The sequence below is a fragment of the Amycolatopsis solani genome (assembly GCF_033441515.1).
In the GTDB taxonomy this organism is placed as follows: domain Bacteria; phylum Actinomycetota; class Actinomycetes; order Mycobacteriales; family Pseudonocardiaceae; genus Amycolatopsis; species Amycolatopsis solani.
This window is the reverse complement of sequence record NZ_JAWQJT010000001.1, coordinates 4,065,722-4,084,807: the sequence shown is the minus strand read 5'-3', so window position 1 is coordinate 4,084,807 and position 19,086 is coordinate 4,065,722. Positions and strand designations below refer to the sequence as shown.

Here is a 19,086-nt window from a genome sequence, read left to right as displayed (position 1 = left end):
ACCGCCGCTTTCACGTGAAAGCGGCACCTCCCCCTGTGGACAAGCGGCACTTTCACGTGAAAGTGCGGGTTGTCCATAGGGGGTGGGGGGTTAGTGGGAGGAGGAGAAGGCGGCGTCGAAGGCCGCGGTGGGCGGGGTGAAGTTGAGCTTGCGGACGAACTCGAGCGCCTCGGGAGCGCCGATGAGCCGGTCCATGCCCGCGTCCTCCCACTCGATGGAGATCGGGCCGTCGTAGCCGATGGCGTTGAGCATCCGGAAGACGTCCTCCCAGGGGACGTCGCCGTGGCCGGTGGAGACGAAGTCCCAGCCGCGGCGGGGATCCGCCCACGGCAGGTGCGAACCCAGCCTGCCGTTGCGGCCGTTGAGCTGTTTGCGGGCCTCCTTGCAGTCGACGTGGTAGATGCGGTCCTTGAAGTCCCACAGGAAACCGGCCGGATCGAGGTCCTGCCAGACGAAGTGCGACGGGTCGAAGTTGAGCCCGAACGCCGGGCGGTGCCCGATGGCCTCGAGGGTCCGGACGGTGCTCCAGTAGTCGTAGGCGATCTCGCTCGGGTGCACCTCGTGCGCGAAGCGGACGCCGACCTCGTCGAAGACGTCCAGGATCGGGTTCCAGCGCGTGGCGAAGTCGGCGTACCCGCGTTCGATCATCGAGGGCGGCACGGGCGGGAACATCGCCACCGTGTGCCAGATCGACGAACCGGTGAACCCGACCACTGTGGACACCCCGAGCTTCGCCGCGGCACGGGCGGTGGCCTGCATTTCGGCCGCCGCCCGCTGCCGGACGCCTTCGGGTTCGCCGTCGCCCCAGATCCGGGCGGGCAGGATGGCTTCGTGCCGCTCGTCGATCGGGTGGTCGCAGACGGCCTGGCCCACCAGGTGGTTCGAGACGGCCCACACCTTGAGGTCGTACTTGGCCAGTGTTTCGAGCTTCGCCGGGACGTAGGCGTCGTCGGCGAGGGCCTTGTCCACTTCGAAGTGGTCGCCCCAGCAGGCGATCTCGAGGCCTTCGTAGCCCCAGCCGCTCGCCAGCTCGCACACCTGCTCGAACGGCAGATCGGCCCACTGCCCGGTGAACAACGTCAACGGTCGTGCCATGTCTGACCTCCTGGTGGGTCCTACTCGGTTCGGATGGCCGTCAGCAACAAGTCCTTGACTTCGGTGGCGTGGATCTTTTCGCGCGCGAGCGAAGGATCCGAGCACAGCAGCACGGGTCCGTCCTCGGGAGCGTCGGGCAGCCGCCCGTGACTGCCGCGCACCGGCGCCGGGTCGAGCGGGACGACCTGCATCGAGTACCGCAGGCCGAGCTTCTTGCGGGCCAGCGCGGACGCCGCCTTCAGCTTGACCGCCGGGTCGTTCGGGTCGAAGAACAGCTCGGCCGGGTCGTACCCGGGCTTGCGGTGGATCTCGACGGTCTTCGCGAAGTCCGGCGCGCGGTCGTCGCTCAGCCAGTAGTAGTACGTGAACCAGGCGTCCGGCTCGGCGATCGCAACCAGTTCCCCGGCGCGCTCGTGGTTGATCCCGAGGCCCGCCTGGCCTTCGCGGTCCAGCACGACGTCCACTCCGGACAGTCCGGCCACGATGTCCCGCACGCGCGGGATGTCGGCGGGGTCGGCGACGTAGACGTGCGCGACCTGGTGGTCGGCCACCGCGAACGCCCGCGACGTCCACGGGTCGAGGTACTCCATGCCGGCCTGGACGTACACGTTGAGCAGGCCCTCGCGGCGCAGCGCGCGGTTGATGTCGACCGGGCGGCTCGCGTTGGTGATCCCGTACTCCGAGAGCGCGACGACCGTGTGCCCGCCCGCGGCCGCCTGGTCCAGCAGCGGCTTCAGCGCGGTGTCGATCTCGCGCGCGGCCGCCGCGGCCTGCGGCGCGTCCGGGCCGAACCGCTGCAGGTCGTAGTCCAGGTGCGGGAGGTAGACGAGCGTGGTGTCCGGCTTGTCCTCCGCCATGATCTTCTGGGCGGCGGCGATGATCCACTTCGACGACGTGAGCGCGGCCGTCGGGCCCCAGTAGGTGAACAGCGGGAACTCGCCGAGCGCCCCGACCAGGCGGTCGTGCAGCTGCGGCGGGTAGGTGTAGGCGTCCGGGGACTTCTTGCCGTCGGCGTGGTAGATCGGCCTCGGCGTGACCGTCAGGTCGACGTCCATGCCCATCGCGTACCACCAGCACACGTTGGCGACGCGGTGCCCGGCCTGCGCGCGGCGGGCCGCGTCCCAGAACTTGTCGCCCTGGACGAGCTTGTTGTGCTGGCGCCAGAGGAAGATCTCGCCGAGGTCGCGGAAGTACCAGCCGTTGCCGACGATCCCGTGTTCGGCCGGCTGCAGGCCGGTGAGGAACGTCGACTGCACCGAACACGTCACCGCCGGGAAGACGGTGTCCAGCTGCGCGGTGAAGCCGGGCTCGGCCATCTTGCGCAGGTTGGGCATGTGCGGGAGCAGCCGCGGCGTCAGCCCCACGACGTCGAGGACCAGCAGACTCATTCCGAAACCTCTTCCAAGCCTAGTTCGTTCAGGGAGCGCCGGGTCCAGTCCAGCTCGGCCGCGATGCCCGCGACCAGCCCGGCGTCGTCGGCGGGTGCGTCCGGGAGCACCTGCCAGGTGTAGGTCTCGACCTCGACGTGGTCGGTGCGCGCGGCGGCACCGCCGAACAGCTCGGCCAGCGTCGCGGCCAGCACGGGCCGGGTCGACGTCAGCGGCGGGGCCGGGTCGGCGTGCAGCGGCACGTGGAAGTGCACGCGCCACGGCGCCTCGCCCGGGAGCCCGCCCGCCAGCGCGAGGTCGAGGTCGTCGGCGCCCGGCGGGGCGCCTTCGTTGCTCTGGTGCAGGAACCGCGGTTCCACAAAGGATTCCAGCGCCCGTCGGGTCGCGGGATCCTTCGGCGAGGCCGCTTCCAGCGCGGCCGACGCCTGCAGCTTGACGACGTCCAGCCCGGCGGCTTCGAGGCGGCCGAGCGCGGCGGCCGGGTCCTCGAAGCCGACCGCGAGGTGGCAGGTGTCGAGGCAGACGCCGAGCCAGTCCGTGTCCACATCGGACAGCAGGGCCGCGGCCTGCGCGGTCGTCTCGATGACGCACCCGGGTTCGGGTTCGAACGCCACCCGCACCGGACGCTCCTGCTCCGCCAGCCCCTTGGCCAGCAGCTCGAGCTGACCGCGGTCGTCCCGCCATTCCGTGCGCCAGCCGAGCGGCAACGTCGAGACACTGCCGCGCACGGCGTCCTCCGGCAGCAGCTCGGCGAGCAGCCGCGCGAGGTCGAGGGTGTACCGCGTGCGCTCGGACGACGCCCAGTCCGGCCGGTACACCTTGTGCTTGACGACCGGGTCGTGGAACCCCTGGTACGGGAACCCGTTGAAGGTGACGACCTCCAGCCCGCGCGCGGCCAGTTCGCCACGCAGCCGGGCCACCGCCGCCGGGTCCACCACCAGTTCGGCCGCCACCGGCCGCGCCAGCCACAGGCCGAGCCCGAGCCGGTTCACGCCGAGGCGTTCCCGGACCGGCTCGCCGAAGCGGGCCAGCTGGGTGAGCACGCCGTCGAGGTCCTCGGCCTGGTGCACGTTGGTGCAGTAGGCGAGGTGGACGAGCGTGCCGTCGGGGTGCCGGAACCTCACTTGCGCGCCCCTCGCAGGATCGAGTTGCCCGCGAACTCGGCGTCCGGCGCCGCGCTCTCCAGCTCGAGCCGGCCGCTCTGGCCGTAGAACTCGACGGGGTTGCGCCACAGCACCTGGTCGACGTCGTCCTCGGTGAAGCCGGCGGCCAGCATCGCGTCGCCCGTCTTGCGGGTCTTGAGCGGGTCGCTCTTGCCCCAGTCCGCGGCGGAGTTCACGAGCACCTTTTCGGTCCCGTAGTCGCGAAGGATCGCGACCATCCGCTCTTCGTCCATTTTGGTGTCCGGGTAGATCGAAAACCCCATCCAGGAGCCGGATTCCTTGACCAGGCGGACGGTGACCTCGTTGAGGTGGTCGAGCACCACGCGTTCGGGCGCGATCCCGGACTCGCGGACGACGGCGATGCTGCGTTCGGTGCCCGCGGCCTTGTCGCGGTGCGGGGTGTGCACCATCGCCGGGAGGTCGTGGTCGATCGCCAGCGCGAGCTGCGCCGCGAACGCCTTGTCCTCCTCGGCGGTCATCGAGTCGTAGCCGATCTCGCCGACCGCGACCACGCCGTCCTTCTCCAGGTAACGAGGCAGCAGGTCGAGCACCGGCGCGCAGCGCGGGTCGTTGGCCTCCTTGGGGTTCAACGCGATCGTGCAGTGGTGCGCGATGCCGTACTGGCTCGCGCGGAACGGCTCCCAGCCGACGAGCGCGTCGAAGTAGTCGGTGAAGCTGCCGACGTTCGTGCGGGGCTGGCCCAGCCAGAACGCCGGCTCGACGAGCGCCCGGACGCCGGCGGCGTGCATCGCCGCGTAGTCGTCGGTGGTCCGGGAGCTCATGTGGATGTGCGGGTCGAAGATGCGCATCAGGCGTCCTGTTCGGTCAGCAGCGGGAGGAGGTCGGCGGGGACGTCGCGGCCCGCGGCGGTGCGCTCGGCGGCGAACGACCGCATCATGCGCAGCAGCTCCTCGTCGGTCCGGCGGTCCAGCCCGGCCACGTCGGCCAGCGAAATGCCCATGAACACGCACTTGAGGACGCCGTGGCGGTACGCGGCGGCGTCGAGGTGCGTGGCGGCGTACTCCCCCATCGCGGCGGTCACCAGCCGGGTGTCGTTGGTGCGCAGGGCGTCCGCGACCAGGTCGAGCCCGGCGTCCCCGGTGTCCACGACGGACAGTCCACGCAGGACGGCCCGTTTCTCGGCGGCGTCGCCGTAGCGGTAGAGGTCCGGCATCTCCGCCGCGGCCCCGGGCGCCGCCTTGAGCAGCTCCACCCGGGCCACGTCGTCGACCGTCCAGCCCGGGGCGTCCGACGGGCCCCGGCCGACGCGGCGGCCGACCCCGGGGAACACCGTGCGCAATACGGTCGCGTCGGCGGCGACGTCGGTCAAAGCCTTGTCCAGCCAGGCGTTCACGCCGCCACCGCCTTCCGCAGGAAGTCGAGCGACTCCCGGGCGATGCGCGGGGCCGCGTGGCTGTCCCGCGGCAGTTCGACGGCCACCAGCCCCGGGTAGGGCGACAGCGCTTCCAGCACCGGCGGGAAGTCGATCTCGCCCTGCCCGAACTCCAGGTGCTCGTGCGTGCCGCGGCGCATGTCGTCGATCTGCACGTTGACCAGCCGCGGCAGCGCCCGGCGGACGCAGTCGGGCACCGGCGCGGATTCGTTGCACCGACAGTGCCCGACGTCCAGCGTCAGCCCGAAGCGTTCCGGGTCACCGAGCCGGCGCGAAAGCTCGAAGTAGCCGTCGAGGTCCTCGACGAGCATCCCCGGCTCGGGCTCGAAGCCGAGCTTGACGTCGTGCTCGTCGGCCGCCTTGAGCACGTCGGCGCACCCGTCGACCAGGTGCGCCCAGGCGTCCTCAGTGGACAGCCCGGCCGGTTTGTTCCCGCTCCAGAAGGACACGGCTTCGGCGTTCAGGTCCGCGGCGATCTCGACCGCCCGCGTCAGGAATTCGACGCGGCGCGCGCGGTCCGGGTCGAGGAACGTCGGCGAGTGCTTGCGCCACGGGTCCAGCAGGAACCGCGCGCCGGTCTCGATGACCACGGCCAGCCCGAGCCGGTCCAGCTCGGCCGCCAGCGACGAAACGCGCCGGGCAAGGTCCGGCCCGAACGGGTCGAGGTGCTGGTGGTCGAGCGTCAGCGCGACGCCGTCGTAGCCGAGGTCCGACAGGACGCGCAGGGCGTCGCCGAGGCGGTGGTTGGCGAAGCCGTTGGTGCCGTACCCGAACCTCATGTCGGCGACACCTTCCGGCTCAGCGCCCGCGCGATCGGGAACGCGGCGGCGACGGCCAGCGCCGAGCGCCACGCCCCGGTCCGCGCGATCAGCCCGGCCTGCAACGGGATCATGCCGTGGATCCCGGCCCCGACCGCCCGGCGGATCTTGGGCGCGGCCGGGTCGCGGACGGCGTCGTACTGCGCCCGCCCGGTGGTCAGCGCGTACGTCCCGAGCAGCGCCGAGGCCAGCGGCCCGACGCGCCCGGCGGCGACGCCGACCCCGGCGGTCGCGGCCAGGGTGGCCGCGGGCAGCGCGGGTTTCGCGCCGTGCACCTCCGACCGGGACAGCGTGGTCACGGCGTAGGTGTGCGCCCCGACGGTCAGCGCCGCCGGCAGCGCCGGCTTGGCCCCGCCCGCCCCGAGCAGGACGTCGAGGGTGCGGGCGGCGGCCATCGCGGCCGGGCCGAACGCGGTCTCCTTGAGCACGAAGTCGTACGCCCACACGGTCGCGGCCAGCGGCAGCGCGACGCGCAGCGCCCGCCTCCCGCCCGCGGCGGCCGCGATGCCCAGCCCGCCCGCGGTCAGCCCGGTGGCGACGCCGAGCGCGGTGCCCGGCTTGATCCGGCCCGACGGGATCGGCCGCTCGGGCCGTTCCATCGCGTCCAGGTGGCGGTCGGCGTAGTCGTTGAGGGCCATGCCCGCCCAGTAGATGCAGACGGACGCGCCGGTCAGCGCCAGGGTGCGGCGGCCGAAGGGCCAGCCGGCCGCGGCGGCCCCGGCGACGGCGTCCCCGGGCACGGTGAGCGCGGCGGGCGCGCGGACGAGTTCGGCGAACGCCTTCACCGGTGCGCCCACTCACGCAGGGCCGCGTACTGCGACGCCAGGTCGTGCGGTCCCTCGCCGGCGGGATCCTTGAAGAAGAACCCGAACTCGGCGACCGGGCCGGCCACGCCGTCGCGGCACGCCTTGCCGGTCAGCCGGGCGAGGTCGAGCACCAGCGGCGCGGCGAGCGCCGAGTCGCAGCCCTGCCAGGTGAGCTGCAGCGTCATGCGCGCGCCGAGGAACCCCTCGAACAGCACGTGGTCCCAGGCGGTCTTCCAGTCGCCGAGGGCCGGGACGTAGTCGATGTGCACCTCGCCGTCGACCTCACGCCCGAGGTTCTGCGAAAGGACCTGCTGCTTGGACGCGTTCTTGCTCGCCGCCGCGCCGGGGTCGGCGAGCGTGGCGCCGTCACCGCCGCCGAGCAGGTTCGTGCCGGACCAGGACAGGACGTTGAGCGCGCGCTGGGCGAACATCGGCGCCAGCACCGACCGCAGCAGCGTCTCGCCGGTTTTGCCGTCACGCCCGGCGTACGGCTGTCCCGTGGCGTGGGCCAGCTCGTCCAGCGCGGGCAGGCGCGCCCCGGTGGACGGGGTGAAGTCGACAAAGCCACAGCCGGCGCGGAAAGCGGCGTAGGCGTACAGCGCGCTCGGCGGCAGCGTGTCCAGCGCGTCTTCCAACGCGGCCAGGGACGCGTGCGCCGGGTGCGGCTCGCACGGCGGCTCGGTGGAGGAGACGTTCACCACGACGACGTGGTCCAGACCCTCCCGGAACTCGGTCAGGTCCGCGACGATCCGGTCGGCCGCCGCGCGTCCGCCGCCGGACGGCGCCGGGCGCAGCCGGGCTTCGGCCGCCTCCAGTTCGGCGGTCACCGCGCCGGGCAGCGCCGAGGGCAGGACGCCCGCCGCGGCCAGGTGCTCGGCCCGCTTGACCAGCGGCGTGTCGACGACGTCGTGGCCCCCGAAGACCAGCTCACCCAGGCCGGGCAGCTCAGCCCCGGCGAAGTCCGGCAGCTCGGTCACGCAGCCCGTGCGCGCGGCCAGTCCCGCGCGCATGGCGGCGGCCCCGGCGACGGCCGTCGTGGCCACCGATCCCCGGGCACCGATCAGCCAGACACCGATCTTCCCCATAAGTTCCTCCAGCAGTTCGGCACATCAGCCCGCGCCCGGCGGGTTCTCGCCCGGTGCGCGGACGCCCACCCGATCTACATCGCGTGAGTCGATCAAGTGTTTCCACCCGGTCAGGGGACGCGAGCGTCATCCACTCTCCCTTTCCGCGCGGACGCCGACCAGCGCCGGGTCGTCGAACACCGCCTGCAGCGCCACGTGCGCGCCGCCCCGCGAAGCCGCGGAGAACCCGAGCCAGGACAGCTCGACGCGGCAGCCCCCGATCCCCGGCGCGATCACGCGGGTTTCGAGCTCGGCCAGCATCGGGCCGAGCAGGTACGGGCCCAGCTGGGCGAAGTAGCCGCCCAGCAGCACCACGCGCGGGTTGAAGACGTTGATCAGCACCGCGGCGCCGGCGCCGAGCCCGGTCCCGACCTGCGCGAGCGCGTCGAGCGTCCGCTTGTCCTTGAGCTCGGCGCGGCGGCGGATCAGGTCGAGCCGCTGTTCGAGGTCCAGCGACGGGTCGTGCACGGGATCGCCCGGCGCCGCGGCGAGCCGCAGCAGCCCGGCGAGCCCCACCAGGGTTTCCCAGCAGCCGCGGCGGCCGCAGCCGCAGACCCGGCCCGCCGGGTCGAGCTGGATGTGACCGATCTCGCCGGCGAACCCTTCCGCGCCGCCGAGCAGCCGTCCCCCGGCGATCACGCCACCGCCGACGCCGATCTCGCCGGTCACGTACACCAGGTCGGCCGTGCCGGCGACGCTGCCCATCGCGTACTCGCCGAGTGCGCCGAGGTTCGCGTCGTTGGCCGTGCGGATCGGGAACGACGGCGGGCCGAGCCGCCGGGTCAGCCGCTCGGTGATGCCGCGGACCACCCGGACGTCGGTCCAGTGCAGGTTGGGGGCGAAGGCGACGGTGCCGCTCGCGACGTCGACCAGCGCCGGGACGCCGACGGTGACGCCGGCGGGCATCACCCCGAGCCGGCGGCACTCCCGCAGCGCCCGCGCGGTCAGCTCCGCGCCGGCGTCGAGGACCTTCTCGACGGGGAACGCCGGCACGTCGAGCCCGACGCGTTGTTCGAACAGGACGGTGCCGGTGAGGTCGAGGGCGAGCGCGGTCAGGTAGTCGACGTTGATCTCCACGCCGATCCCGCCGACCCCGCGCCCGTCGAGCTGGACGATCGTGCCCGGCCGCCCGACCGCGCCGGCACGCTCCCGGTCGCCCTCCCGGGCCAGGCCGCGCTCGACGAGTTCGGCGACGAGGCTGGAGACGGTTCCCTTGTTGAGCCCGGTGTCCGCGGCGATGCCCGCCCGCGACCGGGGACCCGCGTCCCGCAGGTGCCGCAGCACCAGCGAAAGGTTGCTCCGCCGGACGGCGGCCTGGTCGGCCGGGCGCACCGGTTTGAGCGAGAAGGAGGAGTCCACGCCGACACCACCCCAGTTCGTCTGGTGGGACAACAAATTAGGGCGGGCGAAACGATCCGGTCAACGAGTACCGGGACAGGACGAAAGCCGGACAAACGGTGCTGACCAGCGAGACTATCGATCGCGGCGAGCGAAAGTGTCCCACGGATGGAGCAGGGGTTAGGGCGCCCCGGCGCCGTAATCGCACCGCCGATCGGGAGGTTTCCGGTCAGCGGGAGTTTCGGGCGGCTTTCGCAAGTTTGCGTCAGGCCGAGGGCACAACGGCAGGTGGTGCGCCGGAAAGTTTCGCAACCTCGCCCTGGACCGGCGCAAGCCGAGCGCCCCAATGTGGCCTTGGTTGCGTCTGACGCACCGAAGGCCGCCTTGGGGCGCTTGCGTCAGGCCGAGGGCACGGCCGGGAAGGAAAGCGTGCCCAGCGCGCCGACCAGCGGCGAAAGTTCCGGCAAGGTTCCGGCCTCCGCGAGGGCTTCCGCGAGCGCCACGTCGTGGGTCGGGCGGGCCGCGGTCAGCAGGGCCTGGCCCGCCGGCGTCACCTCGGTGTAGATGCCGCGGCGGTCGTCCGCGCAGAGGTAGCGGGCCAGCAGGCCCCGGCCCTCCAGCCGGGTCACCAGCCTCGTCGTCGCCGACTGGCTGAGCACCACGGCGTTGGCGAGCTGGTTCATCCGCAGGTGGAAGCCGTCCTGGCGGGCGAGCACGTCGAGCACGGTGTACTCGCTCACCGACAGCTCGTGGTCGCGCTCCAGCGCGCGCTGCAGCCGGTCCTCGATCCGCGCGTGGAGGGCGGCGAGCGTGCGCCAGCCCTGCGCGCGTGCCTCCACGGCGTCGTCGTCCAGTGACACGGTTCACCTCTCCCGGGCTTGCGCGCAACTGTTTGCACGCTGCACTATCGAGCTCGTGCAATATACGGCGTCTGCAACTATCTCGGACGCTCGTAGTTGCCAACGCCCATAACCCAGTCTACCCCGGGAAGAAGGAAGTCCATGCCCGCCGCCCTGCTCGCACTGGCGATCAGCGCTTTCGGGATCGGCACCACCGAGTTCGTGATCATGGGCCTGCTGCCCGAGGTCGCGGCCGACTTCGGCGTCTCGATCCCGTCCGCAGGCCTGCTCATCTCGGGCTACGCGCTCGGCGTCGTCGTCGGCGCGCCCGTGCTCACCGCGCTGGCCTCGCGGGTGCCGCGCAAGACCGTGCTGGTCGCCCTGATGGGCCTGTTCATCGCGGGCAACGTGCTCTCGGCGCTGGCCCCGAGCTACGGCCTGCTGATGACCGGCCGGGTCGTCGCCGCCCTGTCGCACGGCGCGTTCTTCGGCGTCGGCTCGGTGGTCGCCGCTTCGCTGGTCGCCCCGGCCAAGCAGGCCAGCGCGATCGCGCTCATGTTCACCGGGCTGACCGTGGCGAACGTCCTCGGCGTGCCCGCCGGCACCGCGCTCGGCCAGGCCTTCGGCTGGCGCTCGACGTTCTGGGTGGTCAGCGCGCTGGGCGTGCTCGGCGCGATCGGCATCCTCGCGCTGGTGCCGCACCAGGAACCTTCGCCGGGCGCGGGCCTGCGCGGCGAGCTCGCCGTGTTCCGCCGCCCGCAGGTGTGGCTCGCGCTGGTGATGACCGCGCTCGGCTTCGCCGGGGTGTTCGCGTCCTTCACCTACATCGCGCCGATGATGACCGAGGTCGCCGGCTTCTCCAGCGGCGCCGTCACCTGGCTGCTCGTGCTCTTCGGCGGCGGTCTCTTCGCCGGCAACCTGCTGGGCGGCCGGGCGGCGGACCGCAAGCTCATGCCGAGCCTGTACGTGATCCTCGCGGCGCTGGCGATCGTGCTGGTCGCGTTCGTCTTCACCGCGCACGCCAAGGTGCCGGCGGCGATCACCATCGCGCTGTTCGGCGCGGCGGGCTTCGCGACCGTGCCGCCGCTGCAGGCCCGCGTGATGGCCAAGGCCGAGGGCGCCCCGGCGCTGGCCTCGGCGGCGAACATCGCCGCGTTCAACCTCGGCAACGCGGGCGGCGCGTGGCTCGGCGGCCAGGCCATCGAGTCCGGCCTCGGCTACACCGCCCCCAACTGGATCGGCGCCGCGCTCGCCGCGGCGGGCCTCGCCGTGGCGCTCGTTTCCGGTCTGCTCGACCGCCGGACCCCGGCTAGTTTCGACGCCGGGGAACGGGTACTCGCCCGATGAACCACCCACCGAAAGGACCCCTCGTGACCAGCGTGCCCGTGATCGAACTCAACAACGGCGTGCGGATGCCGCAGCTCGGCTACGGCGTGTTCCAGATCCCGGACGACGAGACCGCCACCGCCGTGAAGACCGCACTCGACGTGGGCTACCGCAGCATCGACACCGCCGCCGTCTACGGCAACGAAAAGGGCGTCGGCCGGGCCATCGCCGAGTCCGGCATCGCCCGCGACGAACTGTTCGTCACCACCAAGCTGTGGAACTCCGCGCAGGGCTACGACTCGACGCTCAAGGCGTTCGACGAGAGCATGGCCCGGCTCGGCCTGGAGCAGCTCGACCTGTACCTGATCCACTGGCCGACGCCGAAGCGCGACAAGTACCTCGACACCTGGAAGGCGTTCGAGAAGCTGTACGCCGACGGCCGCGTCCGCGCGATCGGCGTGTCCAACTTCCAGCCCGCGCACCTCGAACGGCTGATGGACGCGTCCGACGTCGTCCCGGCGGTCAATCAGGTCGAGCTGCACCCGTACCTGCAGCAGCAGGAGGTCCGCGAGTTCGACGCGAAGCACGGCATCGCGACGGAGGCGTGGAGCCCGCTCGCCAAGGGCGGCTCACTCCTGGGTGACCCGGTGGTGGCGGAACTGGCGGTGAAGCACGGCCGGACGCCCGCGCAGATCGTGCTGCGCTGGCACCTGCAGCTGGGCAACGTCGTCATCCCGAAGTCGGTGACGCGGTCGCGGATCGAGGAGAACTTCGACCTGTTCGAGTTCACCCTCACGGAGGATGAGGTCGAGTCGCTGTCGCCGCTGAACCGCGACGAGCGCACCGGGCCGGACCCGGATTCGTTCAACGCCGCCTGACCCGTGCGCCCGCCGGTCGTGAGTGGTAAGTCGGGTTAGAACCCGACTTACCACTCACGACCCGGGCGCTACTGCTTGCGGGCCACGCCGCCCAGAGTCAGGAAGTTCAGCTCGGACAGCGGGTGCAGGCGCGGGCCGTCCGGCCACCATTCGTGCAGGTAGACCAGCCCCGGCCGGAGCAGCTCCGTGCCTTCGAAGAACGCCTCGATCTGCTCCCGCGTGCGGTGGACGCTGCCGAGCCCGGTGCCCTGGAAGCTCGTTTCCAGCAACCGCGCGAGTTCCTGCCGCGGCGAGTCCTCTTCCGGGTCGAAGTTGTGCGTGAGCAGCAGGTACGACCCGGGCGCGAGCGCCTCGACGTACTCGCCGACGATCTTCTTCGCGCGGTCGTAGTCGTCGATGTGGTGCACGATCGACGTGAGGATCAGCGCCACCGGCCGGGAGAAGTCCAGGTACTCCTCGACGACGTCGTCGCCGAGCGTGTCGGCCGGGCGGGTCAGGTCGGCGCCCGTCACGTGCGTCAGGTAGTTCTCTTCCAGCAGCGCCCGGCCGTGCACCTGCACGACCGGGTCGTTGTCGACGTACACCACCTGCGCGTCCGGGTTGTACCGCTGCGCCACCTGGTGGGTGTTTTCCGCCGTCGGCATGCCGGAACCCAGGTCGAGGAACTGGTCGATGCCGCGCTTGCCCGCCAGGAACCGCACCGCGCGCACCAGCCAGTCGCGGTGTTCCTTCGCCATCGTGCGCGCGCCGGGCGCGATCGCCAGCAGGCGCCGCATGGCTTCGCGGTCGACCTCGTAGTGGTCGTGGCCGCCGAGGAGCGCGTCGGACAACCTGGCGAGGCTCGCCTTGCTGAAATCGAGCGCGGCCGAGCCACCCTCGGTTCCGGGCCGCAGGTCGCCAGGCGTCATCGGCTGATCTCCCACTCTGCGCGCGGCGGACGGCACCCGGCCCGGGTTTCGCTCACCGTGTCCGGCAACGGACAGTGCTCAGCCTACGACATGCCGTTCACCAAGTGAACCGGGCCGAAGGGCCTTGCCTGCCAGGGACTATTGCCCGAAACGCAGCTCGTGCCAAGAGGTTCCGCCGTCCGTGGTGCGGTACACGGCGGAACCGCCTGCGGCATCCGGCTGACCGTCCACGACGACCCCGGTGCCGCGGCCCGGGAAGTCCAAGTCGGTCAGCCCGAGCCCCCGTTCGGACAACGCCGTCGTCGTCCACGTGCGACCACCGTCGGCCGTGCGGTGCAGGAACCCGGTACCGCCACCCACCGCGGCGACCGTCGCGGACGTCGGCGAAGCGGCGCCGAACCCCTGCGTGATCCCGGTGTACGGCGCTTCGTCGCTCCCGCTGAACGCACCGCCGAGCTGCGGCGCGTGCCGCAGCCGCCGCTCGGTCGAGCCCGGCTGCGGCGAGCCGGGACTGCTGCTGCACAGCGCCACGACCTGCCGATCCCGGACGTTGGCGAGCGAAGCGACCGTCCCGGCCGGGCACGGCGGCTCGGCCCGGGTGAAGCGGACGCCGTCACGGGCGGTCCAGTACTCCTCCGTGCCGTAGTCCGCGCCGAGCGCGACCTGCACGCCCCCGCCGACGGAGAGATCGCCGTAGGTGAGGGAGCCGGTGACCGCGAAGCCGGGCACCGGAGCGAGCACCGGCGAGCCGGCGACCGCGGAGTACAGCCGCGTCGAACCGCGGCCCTCGCCGTTGGTGGTGAGCACCGCGAACACGCGACCGCCGGTTTCGGCGACCTTCGACAGGTAGAACGGCTCGCGCGCGCCGGCCAGGCGGACCGGGTGCCAGGACGTACCGCCGTCCCGGGTGGCGCGGAGGTGGACGCCGTCGCTGACGTAAGCGACCCGGCTGCTGACGGCCGTCAGCGCGACGTGGTTGTGGTTGTCGGGCAACGGCATCGCCGGCGCGCCCAGCCGCCGCCAGTGCGCACCTCCGTCGGTGGTGCCCAGCAGCGCCGGGCACCACGCCTTCCCGCACGGCGAGTACCCGAGGACATAGCCGGTGTCGGGGCCGGTCCAGCTGGTCGACGCGGGCTGGAATCCGGGCGGCACAGCGGTTTCCGCCGAGGCGGGAAGTGCGGAAACGGTCAGCAGGGCGAGGACGGACGCGAGGAGCGCCGGGATTCTCATGATCACCTGGACGTCTTGGCCGGGCCCGGGTTGCCCGCAGTGCGCAGGATTCCGCCGCGCGGCTCAGCGGCTCCCTTGTCCCGCCAAGAATTCCGCGGCCGCCTCGGCCCAGCCGGGCAGGAAGTGACCGGCGTCCTCGGCGAGCCGGACGTCGGCGTGCGGGAGGGCGGCCCGCAGCTTCGCCGCCGCGTCGCGCTGGTCGAGCAGGACGTCACGGGCCCCGAAGTGCGCTTGCACGGGCATCCTCAGCTCCCGCAGTCGCTCAGCCGACACGGTCGGGATCGCTTCCAGCCGCGGCTTGAAGTGCTCGAACGTCGCGAGGGTGAACTCCCCGACCGCCCGGCGCCCGGGATCGGCGAGCCCGCCCTTCGCGACCATGGCCAGCGACCGGCGCCGCCCCCAGTCGCCGAAGAGGCCGTACGCCGCGAACTTCAGGAGCGGCACGACCCGCCGCCGGCCGATGCCCGCCGGGTTGACCAGCGCCAGCGCCGTGACCCGCGCGGGCCGGCGCAGCGCGTGGTCGAGCGCCCACCAGCCGCCCAGTGAGGTGCCGAGGAAGGCCGCGCGCGGCAGCTCGAGCGCGTCGAGGACGTCGTCGAGCCACTCCGCGTAGGCGGCCGACCCGAGCGGCGGCCGTGCCTCGACGGTCCGGCCCGGCTCGCCCGGCGCGTCGACCGCGTGCACGCGCAGGCGGCCGGCGAGCGTGGCGATGTCCGGCAGCCAGTGCGCGGCCGTACCGCCGGAGCCCTGCAGCGCGACGACCGGCGGCCCGTCCACCGGGCCGGACACCACGGCGAAGGTGTCACCCAATCGAGTGGCCAGGGTGCGGTCCTCGGCGGCCACGGGCCAGCTCGCCAGCAGCGCGTCGTAACGCTCCCGGACCGCCCGCGCGCCTTCGGCCGAGCGGTAGATCGGCGTCACGTCAGGTTTTCGGCGATCGAGGCCACCCACCGCAGCAGGTCGGCGCCGGCGGCGAGGTCGCCGAGCACGATGATCTTCATGGTGGCGCGCTCCTTGTCGTAGATGGTCTCCACGCGCAGCGGCCGCTCACCCCCGTCCCGCGGACCGTTGACCGAGGCCACGACCATGGTCGAGATCCGATCGGCCCCGGCCCGGTCGACGCCGCCGAGCTCGACGACCCCCGACAGCTCGGCCGTCCGCGCCGCCCGCTCGGCGACCGGCAGCCCGGTGAAGGCCTCGAGGTCCTCGGCGGTGATCCGGTACTGCTTGCCGATCCGGACCGCTTTCAGCCGCCCGTCCCGCACGTAGTTCCGGACCGTCCGGACGTGCAGGCCGAGCCTCGCGGCGACCTGTTCGACGGAGAAAACGTCCTGCGCCATAACCCTCCTCATGTTCCCCAAACGACCCTATCATGTCAACATTTTCGGAAGTTTGCGGAACGCGCGGTTCGCTCACCAGGGTGACGGGTATTCCCCGGTGCCACCGCACGCCCAGATCCGTCCACATCGGACAGTCGAAAGGACTGCGACGATGCCGTACCCCCCGCCCCAGGAGCCGTACGAACCGCGCTACGAACCGGCCACGACCGAAGAAGTCGTGGAGCGGACCCACCCGCGCATCCGGATCGTCCGCACGATCAACGCCCTGATCCACCTCGTGTGCGCGGTGTTCGCGCTGGTACTGGCCGTGCACATCGTCCTGGTCCTCGGCGAGGCCAACTCGGCGAACGGCTTCGCGCACCTGATCAGCGAGTGGTCGGCCGGCGTGTCGCTGGGCCTGCGCAACCTGTTCACGCCGGATTCGGTGAAGCTCGCGACGTTCCTCAACGACGGCCTCGCGGCGGTCCTCTGGCTGGTCATCGGCGCGATCCTGACCGACGTCATCACGCGCATCGGGGTGCCGGGACCGCGGCGGGTCTGGTACCGCCGCAGCTACCGCTGACCCGAGTCCGGCGGCGCTCGCCGCGGGGTCGCGAATGACTCATTCGCGACCTCGGTAGCCTCGGAACTCGGCGCGGAACAGGCCTCCCCACTTGGCCGGGGAGGCCTTTTTCGCGCCTGGTTCACACGCCCGTACTCACGCCCGGAGTCACCCGCGACCGCTCGGCCGCGAGAGCCACCCCGCACAAAGGTCGCGAATGACTCATTCGGGACCTCCCCGGTCCCGAATGAGTCATTCGCGACCCTGGAACCCGGCCACCGAGCAGCGACCCCGGCACGAAGAAGGCCTCCCCGGACCAAGCCGGGGAGGCCTCTTCACGTTCTTCATCAGCCCTGCGGCTGTTCCACCGCCGGTTTGACCGGCTCCGGTTCGGGCTCCGGCCGGGCCGGATCCTGCGGCTGGGCGTCCCGAGGCGCGGGGAGGTCCCCAGGGGCGATCGCGTCGAAGTGTTCACGGCACCACCGGCCGTAGCGCCTTGAGTGCACAGTCATCGCGTCCACCTCCTCTCGCCGGGCGATCCTCGTCACACCTACAGCGTCCTCCGCCGGGGCGCCCGATGCCAACAAATTTAAGCCGGACTTAACACACCCGTCCGGGTGATCGTCTACAAAGGACTCAGCCGGCGAACGCGCGCACGACCTCGCGGCAGAACGCCGGCAGGTCGTCGGGGTTCCGGCTGGAAACCAGGCCGTTGTCGACCACCACCTCCTGGTCGACCACGGTGGCGCCGGCGTTGCGCAGGTCGGTGCGGACGCTGGGGTACGACGTCAGCGTGCGGTCGCGTACGACATCCGCTTCGACGAGCGTCCACGGACCGTGGCAGATCACCCCGACCGGCTTGCCCGACCGGACGAACTCGCCCGCGAAGCGGACCGCGTCCGGGTCGACGCGCAGGTTGTCGGGGTTCATCGTGCCGCCGGGCAGCAGCAGCGCGTCGAAGTCGCCGACCTGGACGTCGGCCACCTTGCGGTCGACCGGGAAGCGGTCGCCCTTGTCGATGTCGCCGTTCATCGCCTGGATCTCGCCGGTGTCGAGGGACACGAGTTCGACCGTCGCGCCCTCGTCGAGGACGGCCTGGCGGGGCTGCTCGAGTTCGACCTGTTCGACGCCGTCCGCCGCCAGGATCGCGACGCGGCGGCCCTGCAGTGCGTTCGCCATGGGACTCCTGTCATCGGGTTCGGTGCACCGGAGGAATTACCCCCTCCGAGAGCGGCCAAACCCGGTCCACACAGGACAGACGCTCAGTCCGGGCACTCCACGGCCAGCACCGCGATGTCGTCGTGCGCCGAACTCCCGAGCCAATCCCGGACGGCCTGTCGCAGCCGCCGCACGACCTCGCGGGCCGGCTCGCCCGCCGCGGCCGTGAGCACCGCGCGCAGGCGGTCGTCGCCGAAGAGCTCCGTCTGGTCGTGGCGGTTGCGGGCCTCGGTGATGCCGTCGGTGTAGAGCAGGCACATGTCGCCGCGCTCCAGCCGCACGCCCGCCTCGGCGAACCGGGCCTGCGGCGAGATGCCGACCAGTGTGCCCGGGACGGTGACCTCCTCGACCACACCCGACCGGCGCACGATCAGCGGCGCCGGGTGCCCGCCGGAGGCCAGCGTCAGGTCGATGCCGCCGTCCGACGGCGTGGCCGTGCCGAGCACGAGGGTCGCGAAGCGGCTGCTGCCGCCGGCGATGAGCAGCTCGTTGAGCAGCCGCAGCAGCGTGCGGCCGTCGCGTTCGACCATGGCCAGCGCGGTCAGCGCGTGCCGGACCCGCCCGGTCAGCGCCGCGGCCTCCGGGCCCTTGCCGCAGACGTCGCCGAGCACCAGGAACGCGCTGCCGTCGCCGTGCGGGAGGACGTCGTAGAAGTCGCCGCCGACCGCGAGCACCCCGCCCGCCGGCTCGTACCAGGTCTCGAACCGGGTGCCGGCGAGCTCGGGCGGGTCGATCGGGCGCAGCGTCGTCTCCAGGCCGCGGGTGGCCTCCTCCTGGCGGGCGTAGCGCTGGGCGTTGGCCAGCGCCGTCCCGGCCGCCTTCGCGAACTCGACCACCGCCCGCGTCTGCTCGGCGCCGAACTCGGGGTCGGCGCGCCGGCCCAGCAGCAGGGCACCGGTGACGCCGGCGCCCACGCTCGGCCCGAGCGAGACGACCGAGACCTCGGCGTGCCCGGCGAACCGGTCGGCGACGACCGACGGGAGCGTCGCCACCTCCGGCGCGGGCACGGGCGCGATCTGCGGGTGGCCGGTGGCGCCGAACGTCGCCGCCAGCACCGGCGCGACGTTCGCCGGGACCCGCCGGATCCGGCCGTGCCCCTGGGCAGACGGGCGCTCGCTGCTCCACCACTCCCACCGGCCACGGGTGGTCGGGAGCAGCACGAAGACGGTCTCGGCCAGCGCGGACGCGGCCAGCTCGGCGATCACCCGCGCGGTGCCGTGCCGCCCGCGGGCGCCCGCCAGCAAGGGCCCGGTCTCGGCCAGGAAGTCGCCGACGTGCCGCTGCGGGACCTCCTCGGCGGGCACCGTCCAGGCGTGCCAGCCGCCGGGGAGGGCGCGGATCCGGGCCGGACGGCGGTGGCCGGAGAACTCGACGTGACCCGAGGTTTCGGTGAGCGCGTGCAGCTTCGCCTCGGCGCCGCCGGTCAGCGTGCGCGCCGCCGGGTTCGCCCAGCGCAACGCGCCGTCGGTGTCCTGGAGGAACACCGCGTCGCGCACGTCTTCGAGGACGGCCCGCCCGAAGGCGTCGAAGCCCGGCGGCCCGTCCTCACCGGCGATCGACGGCAGGGCCGCCGACGCCGGGGCCGGACGTGACACCATGCACGGACCTCCTGCCTCCGGACTGCTGTCGCACGGCTACCGCGTGGTGGGCGGACTGGCTCGAAGTGTAGGGCGAATCATGG

19 protein-coding genes are annotated in these 19,086 nt (G+C 72.4%); 3 read left to right on the top strand and 16 right to left on the bottom strand.

Translation table 11 applies throughout. From position 1 onward, the window contains the following. Positions 1–90: 90 nt before the first annotated feature. The 10 genes from SD460_RS18910 to SD460_RS18865 form a co-directional block, all read right to left on the bottom strand. Complete coding sequence (locus tag SD460_RS18910; RefSeq protein WP_290061614.1) at positions 91–1,095, bottom strand: sugar phosphate isomerase/epimerase family protein; 1,005 nt, start codon at positions 1,093–1,095, stop codon at positions 91–93. Positions 1,096–1,115: 20 nt separating this feature from the next. Continuing rightward, positions 1,116–2,483 (bottom strand): alkaline phosphatase family protein, encoded by a 1,368-nt coding sequence (locus SD460_RS18905; RefSeq protein WP_290061615.1) that lies wholly within the window; start codon positions 2,481–2,483, stop codon positions 1,116–1,118. Next, entirely contained in the window at positions 2,480–3,607 is a 1,128-nt protein-coding gene (gene eboE, locus SD460_RS18900) for a metabolite traffic protein EboE (protein ID WP_290061616.1), read from the bottom strand. Before eboE ends, SD460_RS18905 begins: the two co-directional genes overlap by 4 nt. Beyond that, on the bottom strand, positions 3,604–4,455 hold the full coding sequence (locus SD460_RS18895; RefSeq protein ID WP_290061617.1) for a TatD family hydrolase: 852 nt from the start codon (positions 4,453–4,455) through the stop codon (positions 3,604–3,606). Before SD460_RS18895 ends, eboE begins: the two co-directional genes overlap by 4 nt. Continuing rightward, entirely contained in the window at positions 4,455–5,000 is a 546-nt protein-coding gene (locus SD460_RS18890; RefSeq protein WP_318306448.1) for an EboA domain-containing protein, read from the bottom strand. The genes SD460_RS18895 and SD460_RS18890 overlap by 1 nt, the downstream gene beginning before the upstream one ends. Continuing rightward, the gene (locus SD460_RS18885; RefSeq protein ID WP_318306447.1) at positions 4,997–5,818 is read right to left on the bottom strand and encodes a sugar phosphate isomerase/epimerase family protein; all 822 of its coding nucleotides are present in this window, start codon (positions 5,816–5,818) and stop codon (positions 4,997–4,999) included. Before SD460_RS18885 ends, SD460_RS18890 begins: the two co-directional genes overlap by 4 nt. Further along, the gene (locus SD460_RS18880) at positions 5,815–6,642 is read right to left on the bottom strand and encodes an SCO3242 family prenyltransferase (protein WP_318306574.1); all 828 of its coding nucleotides are present in this window, start codon (positions 6,640–6,642) and stop codon (positions 5,815–5,817) included. The genes SD460_RS18885 and SD460_RS18880 overlap by 4 nt, the downstream gene beginning before the upstream one ends. Continuing rightward, a complete protein-coding gene (locus tag SD460_RS18875; protein WP_290062096.1) occupies positions 6,639–7,748 on the bottom strand; it encodes an inositol-3-phosphate synthase in 1,110 nt (369 codons plus the stop codon). The genes SD460_RS18880 and SD460_RS18875 overlap by 4 nt, the downstream gene beginning before the upstream one ends. 126 nt (positions 7,749–7,874) lie before the next feature. After that, entirely contained in the window at positions 7,875–9,146 is a 1,272-nt protein-coding gene (locus SD460_RS18870; RefSeq protein ID WP_290062097.1) for an ROK family transcriptional regulator, read from the bottom strand. 377 nt (positions 9,147–9,523) lie between these two features. Continuing rightward, positions 9,524–9,985, bottom strand: a complete 462-nt coding sequence (locus tag SD460_RS18865) for a MarR family winged helix-turn-helix transcriptional regulator (protein WP_290062098.1) — start codon at positions 9,983–9,985, stop codon at positions 9,524–9,526. 141 nt (positions 9,986–10,126) lie between these two features. Between SD460_RS18865 and SD460_RS18860 the strand changes: the two genes are divergently transcribed. Together SD460_RS18860 and SD460_RS18855 are read left to right on the top strand one after the other, a co-directional pair. Beyond that, positions 10,127–11,311, top strand: coding sequence for an MFS transporter (locus tag SD460_RS18860; protein ID WP_318306446.1), 1,185 nt, complete (start codon positions 10,127–10,129; stop codon positions 11,309–11,311). Between the two features lie 23 nt (positions 11,312–11,334). Beyond that, on the top strand, positions 11,335–12,168 hold the full coding sequence (locus tag SD460_RS18855; protein ID WP_290062100.1) for an aldo/keto reductase: 834 nt from the start codon (positions 11,335–11,337) through the stop codon (positions 12,166–12,168). A gap of 68 nt (positions 12,169–12,236) precedes the next feature. Here the strand turns inward: SD460_RS18855 and SD460_RS18850 are convergent, their stop codons facing one another. From SD460_RS18850 to SD460_RS18835, 4 genes are all read right to left on the bottom strand, one after another. Further along, positions 12,237–13,076, bottom strand: coding sequence for an SAM-dependent methyltransferase (locus SD460_RS18850; protein ID WP_290062101.1), 840 nt, complete (start codon positions 13,074–13,076; stop codon positions 12,237–12,239). Between the two features lie 138 nt (positions 13,077–13,214). Beyond that, positions 13,215–14,312 carry a hypothetical protein gene (locus SD460_RS18845; RefSeq protein WP_290062102.1) on the bottom strand — a complete coding sequence of 366 codons (1,098 nt, stop codon included), beginning with the start codon at positions 14,310–14,312 and terminating at the stop codon, positions 13,215–13,217. Positions 14,313–14,369: 57 nt separating this feature from the next. Beyond that, positions 14,370–15,227: an alpha/beta fold hydrolase gene (locus SD460_RS18840; protein ID WP_318306445.1), complete on the bottom strand. Its 858-nt coding sequence runs from the start codon at positions 15,225–15,227 to the stop codon at positions 14,370–14,372. Next, positions 15,224–15,646, bottom strand: coding sequence for a helix-turn-helix domain-containing protein (locus SD460_RS18835; RefSeq protein WP_290058498.1), 423 nt, complete (start codon positions 15,644–15,646; stop codon positions 15,224–15,226). The genes SD460_RS18840 and SD460_RS18835 overlap by 4 nt, the downstream gene beginning before the upstream one ends. A gap of 151 nt (positions 15,647–15,797) precedes the next feature. On the opposite strand from SD460_RS18835, the gene SD460_RS18830 reads away from it, so the two are divergent. Beyond that, the gene (locus SD460_RS18830) at positions 15,798–16,208 is read left to right on the top strand and encodes a hypothetical protein (RefSeq protein WP_290058500.1); all 411 of its coding nucleotides are present in this window, start codon (positions 15,798–15,800) and stop codon (positions 16,206–16,208) included. A 615-nt stretch (positions 16,209–16,823) separates the two neighbouring features. Here the strand turns inward: SD460_RS18830 and SD460_RS18825 are convergent. After that, complete coding sequence (locus SD460_RS18825) at positions 16,824–17,366, bottom strand: type 1 glutamine amidotransferase domain-containing protein (RefSeq protein ID WP_290058502.1); 543 nt, start codon at positions 17,364–17,366, stop codon at positions 16,824–16,826. An 83-nt stretch (positions 17,367–17,449) separates the two neighbouring features. Further along, complete coding sequence (locus tag SD460_RS18820) at positions 17,450–19,003, bottom strand: SpoIIE family protein phosphatase (protein ID WP_290058504.1); 1,554 nt, start codon at positions 19,001–19,003, stop codon at positions 17,450–17,452. Positions 19,004–19,086: the final 83 nt, after the last annotated feature.

Coding starts and splice junctions, on each gene's coding strand:
- SD460_RS18910 (WP_290061614.1), bottom strand. CDS start 1,095: ATGGCACGACCGTTGACGTTGTTCACCGGGCAGTGGGCCGATCTGCCG.
- SD460_RS18905 (WP_290061615.1), bottom strand. CDS start 2,483: ATGAGTCTGCTGGTCCTCGACGTCGTGGGGCTGACGCCGCGGCTGCTC.
- SD460_RS18895 (WP_290061617.1), bottom strand. CDS start 4,455: ATGCGCATCTTCGACCCGCACATCCACATGAGCTCCCGGACCACCGAC.
- SD460_RS18885 (WP_318306447.1), bottom strand. CDS start 5,818: ATGAGGTTCGGGTACGGCACCAACGGCTTCGCCAACCACCGCCTCGGC.
- SD460_RS18875 (WP_290062096.1), bottom strand. CDS start 7,748: ATGGGGAAGATCGGTGTCTGGCTGATCGGTGCCCGGGGATCGGTGGCC.
- SD460_RS18860 (WP_318306446.1), top strand. CDS start 10,127: ATGCCCGCCGCCCTGCTCGCACTGGCGATCAGCGCTTTCGGGATCGGC.
- SD460_RS18850 (WP_290062101.1), bottom strand. CDS start 13,076: ATGACGCCTGGCGACCTGCGGCCCGGAACCGAGGGTGGCTCGGCCGCG.
- SD460_RS18835 (WP_290058498.1), bottom strand. CDS start 15,646: ATGGCGCAGGACGTTTTCTCCGTCGAACAGGTCGCCGCGAGGCTCGGC.
- SD460_RS18830 (WP_290058500.1), top strand. CDS start 15,798: ATGCCGTACCCCCCGCCCCAGGAGCCGTACGAACCGCGCTACGAACCG.
- SD460_RS18825 (WP_290058502.1), bottom strand. CDS start 17,366: ATGGCGAACGCACTGCAGGGCCGCCGCGTCGCGATCCTGGCGGCGGAC.
- SD460_RS18820 (WP_290058504.1), bottom strand. CDS start 19,003: ATGGTGTCACGTCCGGCCCCGGCGTCGGCGGCCCTGCCGTCGATCGCC.